We start from the raw sequence: 20,769 nt of genomic DNA, 5'->3' as shown, positions 1-20,769 counted from the left end.
GGGGGCGGACATGGACACTCTCATCGACCTGGGAGGCGGCTTCGCCTCGGCGCTGGAGCCGGCCAGCCTCGCCTTCGCCCTCCTCGGCGTGCTGCTCGGAACCGTCGTCGGCGTCCTGCCGGGCATCGGCCCGATCTCGGCGATCGCGATCCTCATCCCGGTGTCCTTCGGGATGGAGCCCGTGCACGGGCTCATCCTGCTCTGCGGCATCTACTACGGTTCGATGTACGGCGGTTCGATCACCGCCACACTCATCAAAACCCCCGGTGAGGTGGCCAGCGCGGTGACCGCGATCGAAGGTTACGCGATGGCTCGCCGAGGTCGCGGCAAAGCGGCCCTGGCGACCGCGGCGATCGGGTCGTTCCTCGCCGGGACGCTGGCGATCATCGGGCTGACGTTCCTGTCGCCCGTGCTCGTCAAGCTCGCGAGCGTCTTCGGCGCCACCGAGTACTTCCTGCTCATGGCCACGGCTCTGCTGCTGGCGTCGACGATGTCGGCGGGCTCGCGGACCAAGGCGCTCATCTCGATCTTCATCGGTCTGGCCGTCGGGCTCATCGGCCTCGACTTCCAGACCGGGCTGCCCCGGCAGACGTTCGGCATCGATCTGCTCTCCGACGGGGTCGACTTCACGATCTTCGCAATGGCCCTCTTCGCCATCCCCGAGGCGATCCGCAACCTCGCGCTCGGACGCGGGGCGAAAGATGAGATCCAGAGCTTCGGCGACGACAAGTGGATGACGAAACAGGACTGGCAGCGATCGGCCGGACCGTGGGCGCGCGGATCAGTGCTCGGCTTCATCATCGGCATCCTGCCCGGCGTCGGGCCGTCCCTGGCATCCTTCATGTCCTACATCATGGAGAAGCGCATCTCGAAGCGGAAGGACGAATTCGGTCACGGCGCCATCGAAGGCGTGGCCGGTCCCGAAGCGGCGAACAATGCCGGCGTCGGCGGTGCGATGATTCCGCTGTTCAGCCTCGGCATTCCCGGATCGGCGACCACAGCACTGCTGCTGTTCGTGTTCACGATGTACGGTCTTCAGCCGGGACCGCTGATCTTCCGCGACGAGACCGGGCTGATCTGGACGATCATCGCGAGCATGTACATCGGCAACATCGCGCTCATCATCCTCAACCTGCCGCTGGTCGGTGTCTTCGTCAAGCTGCTGAAGATGCCCAAGGAGATCCTGTTCTCGGCGATCCTCGTGCTCGTCGTCATCGGTGCCTACGCCATCGAGTTCAGTCTCTTCGGACTCATGATGCTCGGCATCTTCGGCGTCATCGGCTACCTCATGGAGAAGGGCGGCATCCCCCTGGCGCCGGCGATCCTCGCCCTCGTGCTCGTTCCGCTGCTCGAAGACAACTTCCGCCGGATGCTCCAGATCTCTGGGGGATCGTTCGCCCCGCTGGTCACCCGGCCGATCTCACTGTCGATCATCATCCTCATGGTGTTGGGGATCGTCGGACCGGTCCTCTTCCGCTGGTGGGTGAGCCGGCGCAAGCTGCTCGCCGATGTGACGATGGCCTGAGGAGCACAAGTGACGAGTTCGATGAAGAGTTCAGCACAGAGCAGCGCCGGGCGCGCGGCGCAGTCCCCGACCGCGGAGGTCGGCGTCCTCGACCGCAGTGCCGCGATCCTCACCGCGCTCCAGGACGAACCGATGACCGCCGCCGAGGTGTGTCGTCGGCTCGGCTATTCGAAGTCGACGACCTACCGGCTGCTGGCCGATCTGCGCACCCACCGGTTCATCGTCCGTGACACCTCGGGCACCCTGCGTCTGGGGCCGTTCCCGGGACGGCGCAGCATCGCCACGACGAACTCGGTGCTCGAACATCTGCGGTCGATGACAGGGGAGTCCGTGCAGCTGTGGATCCGCGTCGGTGAAGACCGGGTGTGCGTGCGCAACGTCGAAGCCGACCAGGAGCTGCGGGTCTCCCGCGGAGTCGGCACCGTCCTCTCGCTCGTCGACGGCGGTTCGGCCGCGCTGGCGCTGTGTGGGCCGGGCAACCCGGCCGAGTTCTACGCGACGAAGCAGGCGCGGGTGGCCGGCACCGCCTCGGCGAGTGCGGCGTTCACGGTCGGAGCGGTCGTGCTCGCGATCTGCGTGTCCTACCCGCTGACCCGGGAGCCGGAGAACGTCGCCGGCACCTACCGCACCCTGCTGTCGCAGGCGGCCGTCGAGCTGCGCACACTCCTCGACGGCAGCGAAGAGCTCGGAGTGCTGCGCGATATCGCCCGCCTGGCCCTGGGCGCGAAGAAACAGGCGGGGGAGTAGGGCGCACAAGACCTCGTCGCGCAGGTCGGGGTGGACGGAATGAAGAGATGCGTCGAACACCCGGCCGTCAGCTGCCGAGGCGGAATAGTGTGAGCAGCATCGGAGCCGCCACACGCCGGCACCGTGGAGATCACACAACGCCGAACGGGAGAACCCCATATGACCACCCGCATCGCCGTCGTCGTCGGCAACCCGAGCCCCACATCGCGGACCCGCCAAGTGGCCGAAGACCTCGCCGCCAACATCGCCGAGATCACCGGATCCGAGATCGACGAAACCATCGAACTCGCCGAGGTGACCGACGAGATCTTCGCATGGAAGTCCGACCGCCTCGACACGCTCACCCAACGTCTGGCCACTGCCGACTATGCGGTCATCGCCACACCGACGTACAAAGCCAGCTACACCGGACTGCTCAAAGCATTCCTCGACCGGTACGACGCTGACGGCCTGCACGGACTGACCGCGATCCCCGTTTTCACAATCGGGTCCCCGGCGCACACCCTGGCCGTCGAAACGACGCTGCGGCCCCTCCTCGTCGAACTCGGTGCGAGCGTACCGACGAAAGGACTCGCTTTCCCAACGGCGAAGTTCGACGAGCGCGCGGCAATCCTCGACGACTGGATCGAGAGTCAGGGTGGATATCTCGCGCCTGCGCGCTGAGGTTTGTCTGCCGCCAGGAGAGTCGACATCAGTCCGGTCGAGCGCCGAGCCGATGTCGGTCCGCCAAGCTGCTGAGCGGGTCAGTAGGATGCTGGTGACCGCAAACGTGATCTGCCGCCTGCCTTCACCGTGGTGAAGGCGGGCGCGGGTCGAGGAGGACATCGCATCGTGCCACGCACCGTCTACTACACCGCGACCACCCTCGACGGGTTCATCGCCGATCCCGAGGACTCGCTCGAATGGCTGCTGCGCCAGACCGAGGAACCGCCGGACGATGGGTTCATCGACGGAGTCGGAGCGATCGTCATGGGCGCGACGACGTACGAGTGGGTGCTGCGCAACCTCGACGGGCCCTGGCCCTACAGCGTTCCCGCCTGGGTGATGACCCACCGGAAGCTCCCGCTTCCGGACGCCGGGGAGGACGGGAAGACGCCCGACATCCGGTTCGCGAAGGGCTCAGTCTCCGACCGCTACTTCGAAATGTGCACGGCAACCGGCGACCGCGATCTGTGGGTGATGGGCGGCGGCGACCTCGCCGGACAGTTCGCCGACGAGGGATTCCTCGACGAGATCATCACCTGGACGGCTCCCGTCGTGCTCGGCAAGGGCCGTCCGCTGCTGCCGCGCCGCCTCGACCTCGAACTCATCGAAGTCGGACACAGCGATCCCTTCGTCATCGCGCGCCACCGGGTCGTCGGTCCCCTCCGCGAGGACGGCTGACCAGCTCGTCGCCCCGAGCGATTCCCTGCGCCGAGGCGGACTGAGGTTCCGTGCGGACGGGCACGGCCGCCTCGGCGAGGTTCATCCGGATATCGGGCACCTCTGGTGCCGGCGGACGGTTCCGTGATTCGATGCAGGCATGACTGCTGCGATTGAGAATCATCGGGCCCGCCTGCACGCGGGGGAGATCTACAACGGACTGTGGATGATGTCGACGAGCCCGGAGCTGGCGAAGATCGGGTCGGCCGCCGGCTTCGACTATGTCTGCCTCGACCTGCAGCACGGTCTTGTCCGCCCCACCGACGTCCTGCGACTGACCGATGCCGTGCGCGCCAGCGGGCCCGCGCTCGTGACCGCGCGGGTCGCGGCGAACCGGTTCACCGAGATCGGGGCGCTCGCCGACGCCGGCGTCGAAGCGATCATCGTGCCGTTGGTGTCGTCTGTGGCTGAGGCGAAGCAGGCCGTGGCCGCGCTTGACTATCCCAGCCGCGGGGGCGATCGCTCGTGGGGACCGACGGCCGAGATCATGCACGATGCCGTGCAGGATACCCGGGATGAGCGGCCGCTGCTGTTCGTCATGATCGAGAACAAGGAGGGCCTGGCCGCGGTCGAGGACATCTGCGCCGTGCCCGGTGTTGACGGGGTCTACGTCGGTCCGGCTGATCTCGCGTTCGCCGTCGGTGCCCTGCCCGGACAGCCGAATGAGGCCCACGCCGAGGCGCTCGTGCGGATCCGCTCGGCCGCCGATGCGCTCGTGCGGATCCGCTCGGCCGCCGATGCCGCCGGGGTGGTTCCGGGAATCCATTGCGGCGACGGCGCGGAAGCCAAGCTGCGCAAGGACCAGGGTTTCCGCTTCATCACCTCGGCCGGCGACATCGGCGCGGCTGGCCGAGCGCTGCGGGAGGACCTCGCAGCCGCCCGCAACTGACCCCAATTGCTACTTGACGGCGGCCCAGCAACCTCGCGCAAGGTTGCTGGGCCGCCGTCAAGTAGCAATTAGGGGGTGGTGGGCAGACTGCGGCCCTGCTTTGCGGGCACCCCCGTGAGTCTCGTCGACTGGTGGAGGACTCTCTCGGGGTCAACTACGTTGATCTTCCATGACGACGAAGCAGCCTCTGCGCGCCGTGGGCGCTATGGCACTGTGCCTGCTTCTTGTTGCGGTTGCCGCATGTACGAACACCTCCGACGAGCCGCTCGAGTACGCGGACGCCGCCGTGCTGACCGGTGCCGATGTCGGGGCCGATGACCTCTCCGGTGTGAAGCTGATCGGTGACATCGGGCTGGTGGCAACCACCGACCATTCCGGTGGCAGGCTTGCCGCCATCGATCTGAAATCCGGGCGCACGATCTGGAGCGCTGACGATGGGGACCCCATCCTCGGCGGCGACTCTGCTGTTGTCGATCTCAGCAGTCCGCATGATGCCGCCGAACCTGTCGTCCGCGACCTCGGCAAGGACGAGTTCGAGGTTCTCGTGCCCTACCGGACGGTCTCCCACGTCGATGCCGGCGGGACGGACGAGACTGTGAGCCTCGGTGTGGCGTCCCTGTCCGGTTCCGACGGCCGGGCCGAGTGGCTGAGCGAACCGCTCATCACCGATGACGAACACGCGGACAAGCTCATGGCTCGTCCGGTAGTCGCAACCGGCGACACCGTTATGGCGGCCGCTGCCCAGCGGAACAAAGCAGGTTCGCTGACAACGTGGGCAATCGACGGGAAATCGGGAAGCACCCGCTGGACGCAGGACGATGTGTGGCCGGCCGCACTGAGCATGGATACGGTCGTTGTGGAGGAGTCGAGCGATGTCGGCCTGCTGTACACGGTCGAAGGCCCGGAGCGGAAGGAGGGCGCGGCGCCCAGAGCCGTCGATGCCCAGAAGGGGAAGCCAGTCTGGGACCTCGCAGACCGATTCGACAGCGCCAGAGTTCAGGCGGCAGCGGGAGACTATGCCGTTGTCCATGCCGATGGAGGAGACGACGCGGACGGAGCCGCGTCGGATGACGCCTCAGTCGGTCCCACGACTGAGCTGATCGACATCGATGACGGCTCGACAGCAGAAGATCTCGGCGATTTCGCCACCTGTGCGTCGAGTTCAACCATGATCGCGTGTGCTGACGATGGTCAGCTCACGACAGTAGGGGCCTCCGACGGACGCATCGAGCGCTCCTCGCCCTATGGGTCAGGCAAGGACAGCAGGGACTGGGAGCTCTTCGACGTCTTCGCTGACACGGTGATCGCCAAGGACGAGACCGACGACAACGACCGCTTCCAAGCCCTGGACCGCTCGGGCAAGGTTCGTGCGGAGGACATCCCGGGTTCTCCGCACGCAATGAATGAGGACTATCTCGTCTCGTGCGCCGAAGAACGGGCGAAATGCGGGTTCCATGCCGCCGAATCGGAAGCCGGCCCGGACAGTCCCACGGCGACGGGCGCCCATCCGCTCAGCCTGAGCGATCCCCTCTCGTCGAGCGCTGCGGAATCGACCGGATTCGATACCCTCGATCTCCGCCGCGTCAATGGAGTCGCGTTGGCGGACGAATCGGTCATCATCGGCGGTTCGAGAAAGGGGTATGAAGACCCGGTGGTTGCAGCGATCGAGGCTGATACGGCAGATCCGATCTGGACTCTTGACCAGTCCACGGAGCTGACAACCACAGCGGGAGAGCACGTCGCTCCAGTCTTCCGGCTCTACGGCGATCCGTCGATCATCGACACCTCCGACGGGTTTTCGCTTCTTATGGCGGCGAAGTCCGGAGGCAAGATCGGAGCCGCGGCTGTCGACGGGAAGACCGGCGACCTCGAGTCGTTTCACCCCCTCGGTGGCGAGGATGGTCATGTCGACCTGCACGTCCGGAGCAGCACGCATGCAGCAATCGACGTCAGTGACGACGACTCCCAGCAAACCGTTCTCGTCGACTATTCCTCACCGACGAGCCCGAAGAACGTGTGGACTCAGCACGGAGTCACCCCGGTCGCTCTTGGCGAGGATAGCGTGGTGGTGCGCAGGGCCAGCGGAAGCAGAGGCGAAAGGGAACTCAAAGACGTTCAGCTGCTCGACCTCGGCGAGGGCAAGGACGTCATCTGGGATTCTGCCGATGTGAGGGAGGACGAACATCCCGGAACCGTCATGCTCGAGGCCGGCATGCTCATCGTCAACTGGAGCGACGGCACCGAGATCCTCGACGCTGACAGCGGCACGATCTTGGGCACGATCGGCAAGCGGCTCAGCCAGTGCACTGCAGAGGGGGCCACAGTGATGTGCGACAGTACTCCCGACCCTGACAGCCAGAGGTTCGGGTCCCCCATCGTGTTCGAACGCACGAAGTCCGGAGTCGACGTCGCCGAGGTGCGGAACCGTTTCATCAACGGGATATCCGGGGCGTATGACGGTCGGTTCTTCGTCGACGCTGCAGGGGGCGCGACGTCGATAGACAGCCGCGGGGTGGTGATCGATTCCGACTTGAGCGGTCGGCTCCATCACGTCAGCGACGAAGGATACGCGCTGTTCATGACCTGCCACCCGAGCACCTGCTCGACGAGTTCCAGCTGGGATATTCGGCGCGTCGGTTAGGACGAGGAACACCGACTCGTGGTCCGTGCTCCAGCCCCGGCCCTCGGCTAGACATCTCGGCACCTCAGAGCGGGTGTTTCGCGCGATGCTGGCGACTGCCCGGAATGACGCGCTTCGGAGCGGATGCCAGCAGAGAATCGAGCGGGCCGACACCGGCGCCGCAGTCCGAAGGCAACTGCGATACAACTCACAGGAACTGCTAAGATTGGGGAGTAATCCATTTTGAGCTCGATGTGGTGCAGCGGTGCACTGCGAAGGGAGGAGCCTTATGGGTTCCCTGATCATCATGCTTATCGGACTGGCGATTTTCGTCGCCGGTTACCTCCTGTATTCGAAGTTCCTCGGCCGTAAGATCTTCCAGCTCAAGGACTCGTTCGTCACTCCCTCGCACGAGCTCAATGACGGTGTCGACTACGTCCCCACGAACAAGTACATCCTCTGGGGGCACCACTTCACCTCGGTGGCCGGTGCTGCACCGATCGTCGGTCCCGCCATCGCCGTCATCTGGGGCTGGCTGCCGGCCCTGCTGTGGGTGACCATCGGAACGGTCTTCTTCGCCGGAATGCACGATTTCGGAACTCTGTGGGCCTCGGCGCGGAACAAGGGCCGGTCGATCGGCGCCCTGTCCGCCCGCTATATCGGCAAGCGCGGGGCGAACCTCTTCCTCATCGTCATCTTCCTGCTGCTGCTCATGGTCATCGCGGCCTTCGCAGTCGTCATCAAAAACCTCCTCATCAGCACGCCCACCGCGGTCATTCCGACCTGGGGTGCGATCGGAGTGGCGCTGCTCGTCGGTCTCTGCGTCTACCGTCTGCGGATTCCGCTGATCCCCGTCACCGTCGTCGGAGTCATCCTCCTCTACGGACTCATCGTCCTCGGCAACAGTGTCCCCGTGGTCCTGCCCGAGTCGTTCTTGGGCATGAGCCCCGCGACCTTCTGGATCGTCACCCTCTTCGTCTACGGCGCCATCGCCTCGCTGCTGCCGGTGTGGGTGCTGCTGCAGCCGCGTGACTACATCAACGGCGTCCAGCTGTTCATCGGCCTCATCCTGCTCTTCGGCTCGGTGCTCACGGCTACGCTCTTCTCCGCGATCAAGCCCGAGATCGTCGCACCCGCCATCAACACCAACGTTCCCGACGGCACGCCGAGCATGGTTCCGCTGCTGTTCGTCACCATCGCCTGCGGTGCCATCTCCGGCTTCCACGGCATGGTCGCCTCGGGAACGAGTTCGAAGCAGCTCGACAAGGAAACCGACGCTCGCTTCGTCGGCTACTTCGGTGCAGTCGGCGAAGGCCTGCTGTCCCTGGGCACGATCCTCGCGGTCATCGGCGGCATCAAGTCGACCGCCGCTTGGAAGGAGATCTACTCGGCCTTCGGTGAAGGCGGCGTGGAAGCCTTCGTGCAGGGCGGAGGCGCCCTGATGGAGAACGGCCTCGGACTGCCCGCCTCCCTGTCGGCGACGGTCCTGGCGACCATGGCGGTGCTGTTCGCGGCCACAACCATGGACACGGGCATGCGTCTGCTGCGCTTCGTCATCCAGGAGATCGGCGAGACCGTCAAACTGCGCATCAGCAACGTGCCCGCGACTCTGCTCGTCGTCGTCATCGGCCTCGGATTGACGTTCTCGCAGGGCCTCGGCGGTGAGGGCGGTCTGCGCATCTGGCCGTTGTTCGGCACGACCAACCAGCTCATGGCCTCGCTGTCGCTGGCGATCATCGCCGTCATCCTCATCCGCAAGCGACGCAATCCTGCTCCGGCGATGATTCCTCTGGTCCTCGTCTTCGTGATGTCGTTCTGGGCGGCCATCGATCAGCTCATCAGCTTCGCCACTCCGGGCTCCACGGACTGGCTGCTCTTTGCCCTCGACGTGGTCATCATCATCGCCAGCATCTGGGTCGCTGTCGAGACCATCCTCGCGATGCGTCGGGCCTACCAGGAACCCCAGGAGGAGCCCGATGCGGATGAGAAGCTGACGGCGACGCGAGAGAACGTCTGAGCTTTCCCATGTCAGGGGAGACTACAGGGCCGATTGCGCGCCGGCTCAGGGCGCTGCCCGAGAAGTGGGCGGCTTTCCGGGCAGGCCTGCTCGAGTTCTACGTCGGTCCCTACCGACAGACGCTCAAGCGCGAGCAGCAGGCCGAGGACGACTTCTTCTCCGTCGTCGTCCTCGGCGAGGCCCTCGGTGTTCCCGACCCCGCCGCCTACTACACGGCTGAGCTCATACCCGCGCTGTGGGATGACTTCCATGCCTGGCACCGGCGCATGGGGCTGCCGCGCTCACCCCTGGACCACATCGCATGCTGTTAGACATCGCACGCTCCCGCCGACTGCTCTTCGTCGGCGGCAAGGGCGGAACGGGTAAGACCTCGGTGTCCTCCGGTTTGGCGATGGCCCGAGCCCTCGACGGCGGACGTGTGCTGCTGGTTTCGACGGACCCGGCGCACAACCTCGGCGATATCTGGCGCACACAGCTGGCCGACGAGGCTCGGCGCGTCTTTACGGCGGAGGCCGGGACCGTCGACGAGGCGGTTCCCGGTTTCGTCGACGCCATCGAGGTTGATCCGCAGGCGACGATCGACGCACACTTCGCCACGGTCGAAGCGATGATGCGGCGGATGCTGCCCGAACGTACCCACGCAGCGGCCAGGGATCATCTGCGCACGGCGAAGACGGCGCCGGGCAGCCACGAGTCCGCCGTCCTCGAGCGGATCGCGGAGATCTGCGAAGAGGCGTTGGGTGCCTATGATCTCGTGATCTTCGATACGGCACCGACCGGGCACACCGTCCATCTGCTGTCTCTGCCGGAGCGCCTGACCGGGTGGGCTGAGTCGCTGGTGGCCAACCGCGACCGCTCGGAGCGCTTCGCGGCTGCCGCTCGCTCCCTGGTCAGCCCGAAGGAGGAGACTCCCGGCCCCGATGCCCAGATGCGTCGGACCCTGCTGGCCCGCCGTGACCGCTTCGCTCTGCTGCGCAGCACCATCGCCGATGCTCAGCAGACCGGTTTCCTCATCACCACACTGGCCGAGAGACTGCCGGTGGCCGAGACTCTCGGATTGGTGCGGCAGCTGCGTGAGATCGACGTCGACCTCACCGGCGTCATCGTCAATCGTCTGTCTCCGGCCGATTCGGGAGAGTTCCTTGCCGCCCGCCGGATCTTGGAAGACGAGCAACTCTCACACCTACACGCCGCCGTTGATCCGCTGCCCGTGGCCCAGCTGCCGTTGCTGGCTGGTGAGCTCACCGGCGTCGAGGCGGTGCGTCGGCTGGCCGATCTCCTCGTCGACAGCGTCCCGACGCGCAAAAGCTGAGGCGGTCAGCGGAGGCTCTGCGGTGCGTTCGCCTTATTTCAGCCGCATACGGGCGGGCACTGCGATTCAGCTGGCGTCGCGCAGATATGCCGGGTGGCGGCGGAGCCGGTTTCTGATCTGGAGCGCCTTGAGCGCTCCGTGCGCGTACGTGAGGCCGGCGATGCTGTGGCGATTCGACACCCAGGCCCGGACCTCGGTGCCCTCGTCGCGTTCGCACATGGTGACCGAGACGATGAGCATGCGTCGACTGTTGTTCACTCGGGCCTTGTTGATGAGTCCAGGACCGGCGGTGTTCGCCCAGGTCACCCGCAGGAAGCACGGCTCGACGGCGGCAACGGCCTCTGCGGCGGGGACATCGAGCACGACACCGTAGGTGCGCTTCGAGACGATGGAGCGGTGGATGAGCAGGGCGAGGAAAAGGCACACGACCGCCGAGACCACTGCACCGCTCATCGTCCGTCCTCTCGATGGACCGTTTGAGCCCAGAGTACCGCCCGCCTCACCCCAGCCACAGCGCCAGCGTCGTCACGGGTACGAGTACGAGAGCCAGGCCCAACCCGAGCATGGCGAACTTCCGCCACGAGATCTCGACGCCCATCGCTGTCAGCCTCTGATGCCACAGCAGGGTGGCAAGCGACCCCCACGGGGTGATGATCGGAGCGAGGTTCACCCCGATGAGCAGAGCGCCGAGCCGCAGAGGAGTGTCCGTGAACGCCGAGAGGCTGAGAAAGGCCGGCAGGTTGTTGACCGCGTTCGCGCCGAGGGCACCGATGGTCGCGATCCGCAGCAGGTCGACCAGGCCCTCACCGTGACCGGCTGCGGCGCCGAGTGCCGCGTCATAGCCCTGCACGTGGATCGCCTCGACGATGACGAACAGGCTCGCCGCGATTGCGATCGTCCGCCACGGAACAAGCCGAAGAGAGAGGACCTTGCGTCTGAGGACGGCGAAGACTGACAGGAGCACGAGTGCCGCGACACCGGCGACGAGCACGACCGGCACCCCGGAGACGAGCATCGGCAACAGCACGGCGACGACCACGGCCGTGATGACGAGCAGACGCCGGTCCGGAATCACCGTGGTCTCAGCGAGTTCGTATCGGCCCGCCAGACTCCTGCGGTGGATGAGAGTGAGCGCACCGATCGTGATGAGCACTGCTGCGAGCGCGGGAGCCCAGAACTCGGCGAGGAAGCCCAGTGGAGCACTCCCGAGTGCATCGGCGGCCAGCAGATTGGTCAGGTTCGACACCGGCAGGAACAGTGAAGCGGTGTTGGCCAGCCAGACGGTGGCGAGTGCGAACGGGAGCGGAGAGACCCTGACGTGCCGGGCGAGGACGACGATGACCGGGGTGATGAGCACCGCCGTTGTGTCCAAGGACATGAACGCCGTGCTCAGTGTGATCATGACGAGGACGAAGCCCCACAGCAGCGCTCGCCGCCCCCGTCCCCAGACGGCCAGGCGTTCGGCAACGACCGAGAACACGCCCGCGACACTGGCGAGCTCGGCGACGATCGTCATCGCGATGACGAATACGAGGACGGGCCCAGTCGTCTCGGCGAGTGCGGCGAGGTCGTCGCCCGGCAGGCGTCCGGTGACGACCGTGAGAACCGCGACCGCGATGAGCGCCCACGGCACGATGACGTTCCACCGCAGAGAGGCGAGATTCCACTGGCTTTCGCGCACACCTGCAGAGTACGGCACGAACGCCCCCGCCCCCTGGCCACATCACCTCGGCGATCATAGGGTGGTGTCATGGCGACCTCAGCGAACACTTCAGCACAGAACTCACCGATCCCCACCCTCGACCTCAACGACGGGCGTGCGATCCCGCAGCTCGGCCTCGGCATCTATGCGATGAAGGGCGAAGCCGGCGTCGACGCGATCGTGGGCGCCGTCGACACCGTCGGCTACCGTCTGCTCGACACCGCGGTGAACTACGAGAACGAACGCGAAGTCGGCGAGGCGATCGCGAACTGCTCCGTCGCCCGCGAGGACCTCTTCGTCACGTCCAAGATCCCCGGCCGCCACCACGGCTTCGACGAGGCCATCGCCAGCACCGAGGAGTCCCTGGCCAGGCTCGGCCTCGACTACCTCGACCTGCACCTCATCCACTGGCCCAACCCCAGCGTCGGGAAGTACATCGACACCTGGCGCGGTCTCATCGAGCTGCGCGAACGCGGGCTCGTGAAATCGATCGGGGTCTCGAACTTCACCGAGGCGATGCTCACCGAGCTCGTCGACGCCACCGGGGTCACGCCCGCGGTCAACCAGGTCGAGCTCCACCCCTATTTCCCGCAAGCCGAGCTCATCGCCTTCCACCGCTCGATCGGCGTGCAGACCGAATCCTGGTCCCCGCTCTACCGTGACCAGGGACTGTTCGACGAAGCCCCCATCACCGAGGCGGCCGACCACCACGACGTGACCCCGGCCCAGGTCGTCCTGCGCTGGCACATCGAAGTCGGCAGCGTCCCGATCCCGAAGTCGGCGAACCCCGAGCGACAGCGACTCAACGCCGATGTCTTCGACTTCGAACTCACCCCCGCCGAGGTGGACGCGATCTCCGGACTCGAGCGCGGTCGGATGAAGGATCGGGACCCGCTGACGCACGAAGAGATGTGAGGGGCAACGACGAGACGGTCAGCGAGATGATGTCCGCTTCCGACATCAACCGACTGCCGGCGGCGTGATCAGCCCTCGCCGGTGTAGAGGTCGCCGATGCCCATTCGGCTCGGAGGCGGAAGGCTGATCTGAGCCCGCGCTGCCTCCGTTCCGAAGGCAATGAGGAGGAACGCGACCAAACGGCGGGAGAGTTCGTGTGCATGGTCGCTCGAGGCCGTCCCCACACCGGAATTGGCCAACATGACCATCGTCAGGTCACTGACCGTGAAATCCGCACGGAGCATCCCCGCCCGCTGCGCACGTTCGATGAGGAGTGAAAGCTCCACTTCGGCCTGCCGTCGTCTCTCACCGATCCTGTCCCCTGCCCCGCGTGTGGAGCGATCGTCTGCCGCGGCGCGCGTCGAGAGGAAGGCGTCGGTGAATCCGCGGTCCTCGATCTGCATGCGGCAGATCTCCTCGAGGAATCGGCGGAAGCCGCGCCAGGGGTCGGGGTCGGCCACCGCATCTGCGAGCACCGCCTCGCAATGGTCGAGCTGCGTGTCGAAGGTTTCCCTGACGAGGCTGCTCCGATCGGGAAACCGTCGGAACACCGTAGCTACACCGACTCCTGCCCGACGGGCGATTGCGCTCATCGGCACGTCGAGTCCCCGCTGCGCGAAGAGTTCTGCCGCCGCGTCGAGGATGCGTCGGCGGTTGAGTGCCGCATCCGAGCGGAGTCGGGTGCTGTCCGTGCCCTCGATCTGAGTCGGTTCGGTCATGACTTTCTCTCACTTCTGCGAAAACGGAATGATGCGACCACTTCGACTCTTAGTCTAAGTGGAAAGCCTCGTCCACTACGGGGCGATCGAGTCACGATCCGGTGCGATGCCGGAGAAGAGAGAAGCAGATGAAGATTCTCATGTTCGGGCGCGGAGTGATCGCGACGCAGTACGGCTGGGCCCTGGAGAAGGCCGGCCACGATGTCGACTTCTATGTCCGGCCCGGGCGGATCTCCGACTTCGGCCCGCACGTCGATCTTGAGATCAGGGACGGACGCGAACGACGGCGCAATCGGCAGGTCAGGCAGCGCTGGACGATCACGATGCGCGAGGAACTCGCATCCGACCACGACTACGACCTCATCATCCTCAGCGTCAATCATGACCAGCTGGCCGGCGCTGTCGAGTTCCTCACTCCGCGCCTCGGGGATGCGACGGTGCTCGTCTTCAACAACATCTGGGTCGAGCCCATGGAGGCGGTGGCCGGCTTCCCGAAAGATCAGATCGTATGGGGATTCCCCGGTGCCGGCGGCGGCTTCTTCGGCAGCACTCTGCGCGGCGGAATGGTCAGGAATGTCTTCCTCGGGCTCATCGACTCCGAGGAGCCCTCCGCGCGACACAAGGCGGTGCACGGGCTCTTCGAAGGAGCCGGCTTCTCGGTCTCAGAGGTGGCGGACTTCAGAAGCTGGCTGTGGTTCCACTTCATCCTCGACGCTGCCATCATGGTCGGAATCCTCCGCCTGGGCGGCTTCAGAGAATACGCACGATCGCGGTCGGCGCTGAAGGACTCGGTGCTGCACATCCGTGAGATGACCGCCGTCCTCGAAGCCAAAGGCGGGACTCCGAGGCTTGGCGCGGCCGCCATCCGCCGCTTGCCGGCAGGCCTCATCGCCTTCGGTCTGCAGAAGGTGCTCGGCGGAGACAATGACTACAGCTACCTCATGGAGCAGGTGATCGACAGCGGTCACGGCAGCTACGACATGACGAGCATCTATCCGCGCGAGGTGCTTGCGGATGCGAGGCGTCTCGGGGTGAGCGTTCCCCGCGTGGAGGCGCTGGAGTCGGTATTCAGATGACAGCAACGAGGATGCCCGGCCCCTCGTCCGGGCGGCCCCCACGTCCGGGCGGCCCCCACGTCCGGGCGGCCCCCACGTCCGGGCGGCCCCCACATCCGGGCCGCCCGGAGGCCCCTCGGGCCCTGGCGGATCAGCTCGGTGAGAACGAACCGATGAGTTCGTTGACACCGAGGACGAGGAAGATCGCGGCGATCACTCCGAGGATGATGTTGAGCACCCAGCCGTTGCGCCACTGTGTCGGCATGTGACGACCGTTGAGGAGGAAGAGCAGTGTGATGGCCAGGAAGGGCATGAACAGAGAGCCGAGCACGCCATAGGCGATGATGATGGTCACCGGTTTGCCGAGCAGGAGGAGCAGCATCGGAGGGAAGGTGAGCCAGAGGACGTAGAACTTATAGTACTTTCCACCGGAGCGGCGGTCCGGGTGATCCTCGGGCTTCTTGCGCAGCCGGCCCCAGAAATCGGCGAACATGATGGAGACGCCGTTCCACACGCCGAGGACGGAGGAGAACGACGCCGCCCAGAACCCGACGAGGAAGAGGTTGCCGACGAAGGCACCGTAGCGGTCGGCGAGGACGCCGGAGAGTTCGACGAGTCCCTCATCGCCGGATTCGATGGCGATGTTCGCCGAATACAGCAGCTCGGCGCCGATGATGAGCATCGCGATGACGAAGACGCCGGAGATGACATAGGCGACAGAGTTGTCGATGCGCATCACCCGCATCCACTTCGGCTGATACCACCCCTTCTCCTTGAGCCAATAGCCGTAGGCGGCGAGGGTGATCGTGCCGCCGACCCCGCCGGCGATGCTCAGGGTATTGATGAGACCGCCCTCGGGGATGAGTGGAATGAGGCCCTTGACGGCGTCGAGGAGATTCGGCGCGGCGAACGCGGCCGATCCCACCACTGTGAGGAACATCAGCCCGACGAAGACGGCGACGAGCTTCTCCAGCGTGTGGTACTTGCCGAGCCAGACGAGGCCCGCGCCGACGAGTCCGGAGAAGATCGCGTAGGCGATGAACGGGATCTGCGGGAAGGCGGCGTAGATCGGCAGGGCGGAGGCCGACATCGCGGTGGCCCCGTAGACGAATCCCCAGATGAGGATGTAGGGGCCGAAGTAGATCGACGTCCATACGCCGAGTCTGCGCCAGCCTTCGAAGATCGAATGCCCCGTCGCCAGCGACCACCGTCCGGCACCCTCGACGAGGAAGATCTTGATGACCACGCCCGCGATGACCGCCCAGAGCAGGGCGTAGCCGAATTTCGATCCGGCGACGAGGGTGGCGACCAGGTCTCCCGCGCCGATGCCGGTGGCGGCGACGACGAGTCCGGGGCCCAGGAGCTTCCAGCGGGGAGGGGCCTCGTTCGCCGCGGTGCCCTCAGCGGGGGATTCGTTCGAGCGGTCGTTCGGGATCTGATCGTCGTCCATGAGACTCATCCTCGAGGTCTGTGATCACAGTCACGGTCTGATGCCGACTACTCTACATGGGAGTCCTGCGGCTCGGGCGCCTGAATCTCGGCAGCCGGCAGCTCGATGAGGTTCTCTGCGACCCCGGACAGGAACGCTCGGCCGAGCGTCGTCAGCGAGAGTTCTTTGCGCTTGGCTCCGGTCCGTGGGGCGCTGGTGTCGGTGCTGGCCAGGAGCCCTGAGTCCTGGAGCCGTTTGATCGTGCGGTAGAGGCCGCGTTCCGTGATCTGCCAGCCTGTTCTCCGGGTGAGTTCGGTGAGGATCGTGGTGATCCCGGTCGGCTGGTGGCGTGCGACGAGGTGGAGGACGGCGGGGGTGAGCATCGACTTCTTGTAGGTTTCGACCCAGGAATCGATCCGATCGGACAGCCATTCCTGCTCCTCTGTGGGGTGTTCCTCGCCGAGGCGGTCTTCGCCGAGGCGGTCCCCGTGAGTCTCGGCCGCGTGCTCCGTCGCGGCGCCCTTCCTGCTGGGGCTCATCACGCTCAGTCTTCCCAGCCGCGTCCGAGGACGGTGCCGATGAGATGGATGAGCAGACCGAGGCCCCACAGTGCGCTCATGACGAGGGTGGCGCCGAACCATGAGCCGCCGAGGAGGGCGGCGCCGATCGCACCGCTCGCGTCCCCTCCGGAGCCCAAGGCGATGACTCGAATGACCAGATGGAGAGTGAACGACGTCGTCACCGTCACATAGGCGAGGGTGTGGGCGATGACGACTCCGAAGCGCACGCGTCGCAGCTGCTTCCGGTTCCGGCGCAGCCACACGACGATGCCGAGGGCGACGACCGCCGTGAGCGCCCCGGCCAGGACGGTGACCCGTCCGCCGGTGACGGCGATGACGACGTGGACGATGGCCATCGCGATGATGAGCCCGAGGGCATAGGGGAGGAGCAGAGAGCGCGAATTCACGGACGGAGTCTTCTGCGGGGTCTCAGACATAAAGGTACTGTACCAATGGTTCAATACCGTGATCAAGAGCCACACGCACCCACCCGCACCAAGGCGGAGCCGAGGAACCCTCGGACGCGGACGAAGCACCGCCTCGGTGAGGGCGGCTGTGTGAGAATGGTCGGGTGAATATGGGGGCCAGGCATCGGCGTGCTCTGCGGGGCAGCGCCGCCGCGACGGCGGCGACCTTCGTCGCTCTGGCTTCGCACATCCTCGGTGGGGGAGCCTTTCCGACGGCCATGGGCGTCATCGTGCCGCTGGCGCTGTCGAGTCTCGTCTGCGTTCTGCTCGCCGGGCATCGACTGTCGCTGGCGCGGCTGACGATCTCGGTCGGGATCAGCCAGGCGATCTTCCACTTCCTCTTCTCCGTGTTCGCGCACACCACCTCGGCGTCGGGCGGTCTCCGGGCCCTCCTCGGCGCGCATGACCACACCGGGTCGACTCAGACGGCTCATCACGCGGCAGCGCAGGTGGGCCATGGTTCCGCGTCGATGCCGGCCATGGACGGGGCTGTGACCATGGCCCCCGAAATGCATGCGCACGCCGGCCCGGGGATGCTCCTGGCCCACGTCGCAGCGGGGATCGTGACGGTCGCGATGATCTACTGGGCCGAGCATCTTCCGGTCATGCTCTGCGAATTCGCTCGCCTCATCATCCGGGCGGTCATCCCGCGGCTGATCCTCCCGCGGACACCCATCGACGGGCCGAGAACTCCGGTCAACGCCGCCCCCGTGATTCCGCGAACCCTCGGTGTTCTCCGGTCGCCGGTGCTGCGGCGCGGGCCCCCGCAGGCTGCTTTCTGACACTCATCACACCCGCACATCGGCTCCGGCGAGCCGGTGCGGTCTCTGCTGACCACTTCTGACAGAAAGCATCATCATGACAACACCGTCATCAACCGTGCCCGAAAATTCGGGCGACCGTCCGACCGATCGTCCATCCGACAGGCGCCCCGATCAAGCAGACAGGCAGCCCGCCCGGCCCAGCGCGTGGTTCGGTCCGCTCCTGCGCCGCCTCCACTTCTATGCGGGAATCCTCGTCGGTCCGTTCATCCTCATCGCCGCGCTCAGCGGGGCGCTCTATGCGATCAGTCCGACGCTGGAGAAGGTGGTCTACGCCGAACAGCTCAGCGTCCCGCCGACCGATGACCCGCTTCCCCTGGCCGCACAGGTCGAAGCGGCGAACGCGGTGATCGGCGGCGAGGCGACGCCCTCGGCCGTCCGACCGGGGCCCGAGCCCGGAGACACCACCCGAGTGATGTACTCAGACCCGAGCCTGGGCGAGAGCGAATCCCGCGCAATCTTCATCGACCCCGCCACCGCTGAGGTGACAGGTGACCTCACCGTCTACGGAACCTCAGGTGCCCTGCCGCTGCGGACCTGGATCGATCAGCTGCACCGCAGTCTCCACCTCGGCGATTTCGGGCGTCTCTACAGCGAACTCGCCGCCTCGTGGCTGGGAATCGTCGCGGCCGCCGGCCTGGTCCTGTGGATCATCCGGGCCCGGAAGACGCGCCGAGCCGCCGCGATGCTGCGACCGAACCACAAGCACACGGGGCTGCGACGCACCTTCTCCTGGCACGCCTCGGTGGGGGTGTGGGCGGCCCTCGGTATGCTGTTCCTCTCCGCCACCGGCATCACATGGTCCCAACTGGGAGGGGAGAACGTGACGAAGCTGCGGGCGGCCCTGAGCTGGGAGACCCCCGCGATCTCCACGGAGCTCGGCCAAGGGTCCTCGCCCGCGGACGAGCATGCCCACCACCACGGTGACGGCCCGTCCTCCGCGGGAACTTCCGGAACGTCCGCCGGGAGGTCCGGAACGTCCGCTGAGGCGGCCGACCCCGGCATCGACCCGAGCAGCATCGACCCGGCCGACTTCGACATGATGCTGTCGATGGCTGAGCAGGTCAACGTCAACACCGGACTCGTCGAGATCCTGCCGCCGGCTGATGAGCACTCGGCCTGGGTCGTCCAGGAGATCCAGCGCAGCTTCCCCACCGAGGTCGACGCCGTCGCCTTCGACCCGGACACGATGGAGGTCACCGACCGTGTCGACTTCGCCGACTACGGGGTGGCGGCCAAGCTCGCCCGCTGGGGCATCGACGTGCATATGGGGTCGATGTTCGGACTCGCGAACCAGATCGTGCTCTTCATCCTGGCGATCGGCATCGCAGCGATGGTCGTGTGGGGATATGTCATGTGGTGGCAGCGTCGGCCGACACACGATCCGGGGCTGCGGCTCGGAATCGTCCCTGCCCGGGGCGCTCTTGCCGGGGCCCCGTGGTGGGGAGCTGCAACCGTGGCGCTCGCCGCGATCGGCATCGGCGTGTTGCTGCCATTGGTGGGGCTGAGTCTCCTCGTGTTCCTCAGTGCCGATGTGCTGCTGGGGAGGAGGGAGCGGCGGCGGGCTCAGTCGAATCGCACCGAGTCCCGCGTCGCCGTGTCGACCCTGAGCTCGAAGACATCGGGACGCGAATAGTGGCCCACGGGGTCGAAATCGAGATGTGACCGGGTCTTAGTGTCGGGGTCGATCTCGGCGTAGAGGATCGCCTCTTCGTCGTAGATCGGCCCCGCGAGCACCTCGCCGGTGGGCGCGACGATGATGCTTCCTCCGCGGATTGCGGTCTCGCCGTAGGGCAGGTCCTCATCGAACGGGTGGTCATCGGGGAAGTCGCTCTTCGTGATGAACTGGCATGCAGAGAGCACATGGACCCGCCCCTCCATGGCAATGTGGGTCATGGACGAGGACCACGTCGGTCGGTCGTCGACGGTCGGCGCACAGTAGAGTTCGACGCCCTTGGCGTACATCGTCTGTCGGAGCAGCGGCATGTAGTTCTCCCAGCAGATGACCGTGCCGACCCTGCCCACTGGAGTGTCCATGGTGTCGAGGGTCGACCCGTCGCCGAAGCCCCAGATGACACGCTCGGTGCCGGTGGGCATGAGCTTGCGATGGGCGCCGACGATACCGTGCTCGGGATCGATCATCAGCGCAGTGCAGTAGAGCGTGTTCCCGGATTCTTCGATGATGCCGATGACGGTGAAGAGCCCATGCTCACGGGCGGCCTCGCCGAGGCGGGTGACCTCGGGGCCGTCGACGCTGACCGCACCGTCGAAGTACCGCTGGAACTCATGCCGCCCGCGGGCGGTGCGCATCCCCACCGGGGCACCGAAGGTGCTGCCCTTCGGATAGCCGCCGATGAACGCTTCAGGAAAGACCGCCAGTTCCGCACCGTTGTTCGCAGCCTCAGCCATGAGCCCGATCGCCTTATCGATCGACGCCTCGGCATCGAAGGGAACGGAACCGGCCTGGACGACTGCAACACTGTTCATGGGGACTGACCTTCCTCGCTCGTGGACCACGTGTGCCTTCACT

At 66.0% G+C, this 20,769-nt stretch carries 20 protein-coding genes; 13 read left to right on the top strand and 7 right to left on the bottom strand.

The window, feature by feature from the left end; all coding sequences use genetic code 11:
* The first annotated feature begins 10 nt into the window (after positions 1–10).
* The 9 genes from ACQE2J_RS18705 to ACQE2J_RS18665 all read left to right on the top strand — a co-directional run bounded on the left by ACQE2J_RS18705 (position 11) and on the right by ACQE2J_RS18665 (position 10,532).
* The gene (locus tag ACQE2J_RS18705; RefSeq protein ID WP_425119213.1) at positions 11–1,525 is read left to right on the top strand and encodes a tripartite tricarboxylate transporter permease; all 1,515 of its coding nucleotides are present in this window, start codon (positions 11–13) and stop codon (positions 1,523–1,525) included.
* Between the two features lie 9 nt (positions 1,526–1,534).
* On the top strand, positions 1,535–2,272 hold the full coding sequence (locus ACQE2J_RS18700; protein WP_425119214.1) for a helix-turn-helix domain-containing protein: 738 nt from the start codon (positions 1,535–1,537) through the stop codon (positions 2,270–2,272).
* A gap of 159 nt (positions 2,273–2,431) precedes the next feature.
* The gene (locus ACQE2J_RS18695) at positions 2,432–2,935 is read left to right on the top strand and encodes an NADPH-dependent FMN reductase (protein ID WP_425119215.1); all 504 of its coding nucleotides are present in this window, start codon (positions 2,432–2,434) and stop codon (positions 2,933–2,935) included.
* A 168-nt stretch (positions 2,936–3,103) separates the two neighbouring features.
* Positions 3,104–3,655: a dihydrofolate reductase family protein gene (locus tag ACQE2J_RS18690; RefSeq protein WP_426936837.1), complete on the top strand. Its 552-nt coding sequence runs from the start codon at positions 3,104–3,106 to the stop codon at positions 3,653–3,655.
* Positions 3,656–3,794: 139 nt separating this feature from the next.
* Entirely contained in the window at positions 3,795–4,583 is a 789-nt protein-coding gene (locus ACQE2J_RS18685) for an HpcH/HpaI aldolase family protein (RefSeq protein WP_425119218.1), read from the top strand.
* Between the two features lie 169 nt (positions 4,584–4,752).
* Positions 4,753–7,224: a hypothetical protein gene (locus tag ACQE2J_RS18680; RefSeq protein WP_425119219.1), complete on the top strand. Its 2,472-nt coding sequence runs from the start codon at positions 4,753–4,755 to the stop codon at positions 7,222–7,224.
* Positions 7,225–7,492: 268 nt separating this feature from the next.
* A complete protein-coding gene (locus ACQE2J_RS18675) occupies positions 7,493–9,220 on the top strand; it encodes a carbon starvation CstA family protein (RefSeq protein ID WP_425119220.1) in 1,728 nt (575 codons plus the stop codon).
* A gap of 8 nt (positions 9,221–9,228) precedes the next feature.
* Positions 9,229–9,531: a cory-CC-star protein gene (locus ACQE2J_RS18670; RefSeq protein ID WP_425119221.1), complete on the top strand. Its 303-nt coding sequence runs from the start codon at positions 9,229–9,231 to the stop codon at positions 9,529–9,531.
* Positions 9,522–10,532, top strand: a complete 1,011-nt coding sequence (locus ACQE2J_RS18665; protein WP_425119222.1) for an ArsA family ATPase — start codon at positions 9,522–9,524, stop codon at positions 10,530–10,532. Before ACQE2J_RS18670 ends, ACQE2J_RS18665 begins: the two co-directional genes overlap by 10 nt.
* Before the next feature lie 66 nt (positions 10,533–10,598).
* Here the strand turns inward: ACQE2J_RS18665 and ACQE2J_RS18660 are convergent, their stop codons facing one another.
* Both ACQE2J_RS18660 and ACQE2J_RS18655 read right to left on the bottom strand, forming a co-directional pair.
* Positions 10,599–10,985, bottom strand: a complete 387-nt coding sequence (locus tag ACQE2J_RS18660; protein ID WP_425119223.1) for a hypothetical protein — start codon at positions 10,983–10,985, stop codon at positions 10,599–10,601.
* 46 nt (positions 10,986–11,031) lie between these two features.
* Positions 11,032–12,213 (bottom strand): SLC13 family permease, encoded by a 1,182-nt coding sequence (locus ACQE2J_RS18655; RefSeq protein WP_425119224.1) that lies wholly within the window; start codon positions 12,211–12,213, stop codon positions 11,032–11,034.
* Positions 12,214–12,282: 69 nt separating this feature from the next.
* Here ACQE2J_RS18655 and ACQE2J_RS18650 point away from each other — a divergent pair, with 69 nt between their 5' ends.
* Positions 12,283–13,149, top strand: a complete 867-nt coding sequence (locus tag ACQE2J_RS18650; protein WP_425119225.1) for an aldo/keto reductase — start codon at positions 12,283–12,285, stop codon at positions 13,147–13,149.
* 68 nt (positions 13,150–13,217) lie between these two features.
* Here the strand turns inward: ACQE2J_RS18650 and ACQE2J_RS18645 are convergent, their stop codons facing one another.
* Positions 13,218–13,907: a TetR family transcriptional regulator gene (locus tag ACQE2J_RS18645; protein WP_425119226.1), complete on the bottom strand. Its 690-nt coding sequence runs from the start codon at positions 13,905–13,907 to the stop codon at positions 13,218–13,220.
* A 128-nt stretch (positions 13,908–14,035) separates the two neighbouring features.
* Here ACQE2J_RS18645 and ACQE2J_RS18640 point away from each other — a divergent pair, with 128 nt between their 5' ends.
* Complete coding sequence (locus tag ACQE2J_RS18640; RefSeq protein WP_426936836.1) at positions 14,036–14,983, top strand: ketopantoate reductase family protein; 948 nt, start codon at positions 14,036–14,038, stop codon at positions 14,981–14,983.
* 130 nt (positions 14,984–15,113) lie between these two features.
* Here ACQE2J_RS18640 and ACQE2J_RS18635 read toward each other — a convergent pair whose 3' ends face one another.
* The 3 genes from ACQE2J_RS18635 to ACQE2J_RS18625 are packed head-to-tail and all read right to left on the bottom strand — an operon-like array spanning position 15,114 to position 17,388.
* Positions 15,114–16,412 carry an Nramp family divalent metal transporter gene (locus ACQE2J_RS18635; protein WP_425119228.1) on the bottom strand — a complete coding sequence of 433 codons (1,299 nt, stop codon included), beginning with the start codon at positions 16,410–16,412 and terminating at the stop codon, positions 15,114–15,116.
* A 47-nt stretch (positions 16,413–16,459) separates the two neighbouring features.
* The gene (locus ACQE2J_RS18630) at positions 16,460–16,930 is read right to left on the bottom strand and encodes a PadR family transcriptional regulator (RefSeq protein ID WP_426936835.1); all 471 of its coding nucleotides are present in this window, start codon (positions 16,928–16,930) and stop codon (positions 16,460–16,462) included.
* A gap of 5 nt (positions 16,931–16,935) precedes the next feature.
* Complete coding sequence (locus ACQE2J_RS18625; RefSeq protein ID WP_426936834.1) at positions 16,936–17,388, bottom strand: hypothetical protein; 453 nt, start codon at positions 17,386–17,388, stop codon at positions 16,936–16,938.
* 140 nt (positions 17,389–17,528) lie between these two features.
* Here ACQE2J_RS18625 and ACQE2J_RS18620 point away from each other — a divergent pair, with 140 nt between their 5' ends.
* Complete coding sequence (locus ACQE2J_RS18620; RefSeq protein ID WP_426937532.1) at positions 17,529–18,200, top strand: hypothetical protein; 672 nt, start codon at positions 17,529–17,531, stop codon at positions 18,198–18,200.
* A 76-nt stretch (positions 18,201–18,276) separates the two neighbouring features.
* Positions 18,277–19,875: a PepSY-associated TM helix domain-containing protein gene (locus ACQE2J_RS18615; protein WP_426936833.1), complete on the top strand. Its 1,599-nt coding sequence runs from the start codon at positions 18,277–18,279 to the stop codon at positions 19,873–19,875.
* On the opposite strand, the gene ACQE2J_RS18610 is transcribed toward ACQE2J_RS18615, so the two are convergent.
* Positions 19,806–20,726 carry a carbon-nitrogen hydrolase family protein gene (locus ACQE2J_RS18610; protein WP_426936832.1) on the bottom strand — a complete coding sequence of 307 codons (921 nt, stop codon included), beginning with the start codon at positions 20,724–20,726 and terminating at the stop codon, positions 19,806–19,808. The genes ACQE2J_RS18615 and ACQE2J_RS18610 overlap by 70 nt on opposite strands.
* Between the last annotated feature and the right edge of the window lie 43 nt (positions 20,727–20,769).

This window comes from Brevibacterium sp. LE-L (genome assembly GCF_050214925.1).
Lineage (GTDB): Bacteria > Actinomycetota > Actinomycetes > Actinomycetales > Brevibacteriaceae > Brevibacterium.
The sequence above is the reverse complement of the archived record's forward strand: the minus strand, read 5'-3'. Positions and strand labels throughout refer to the sequence as shown.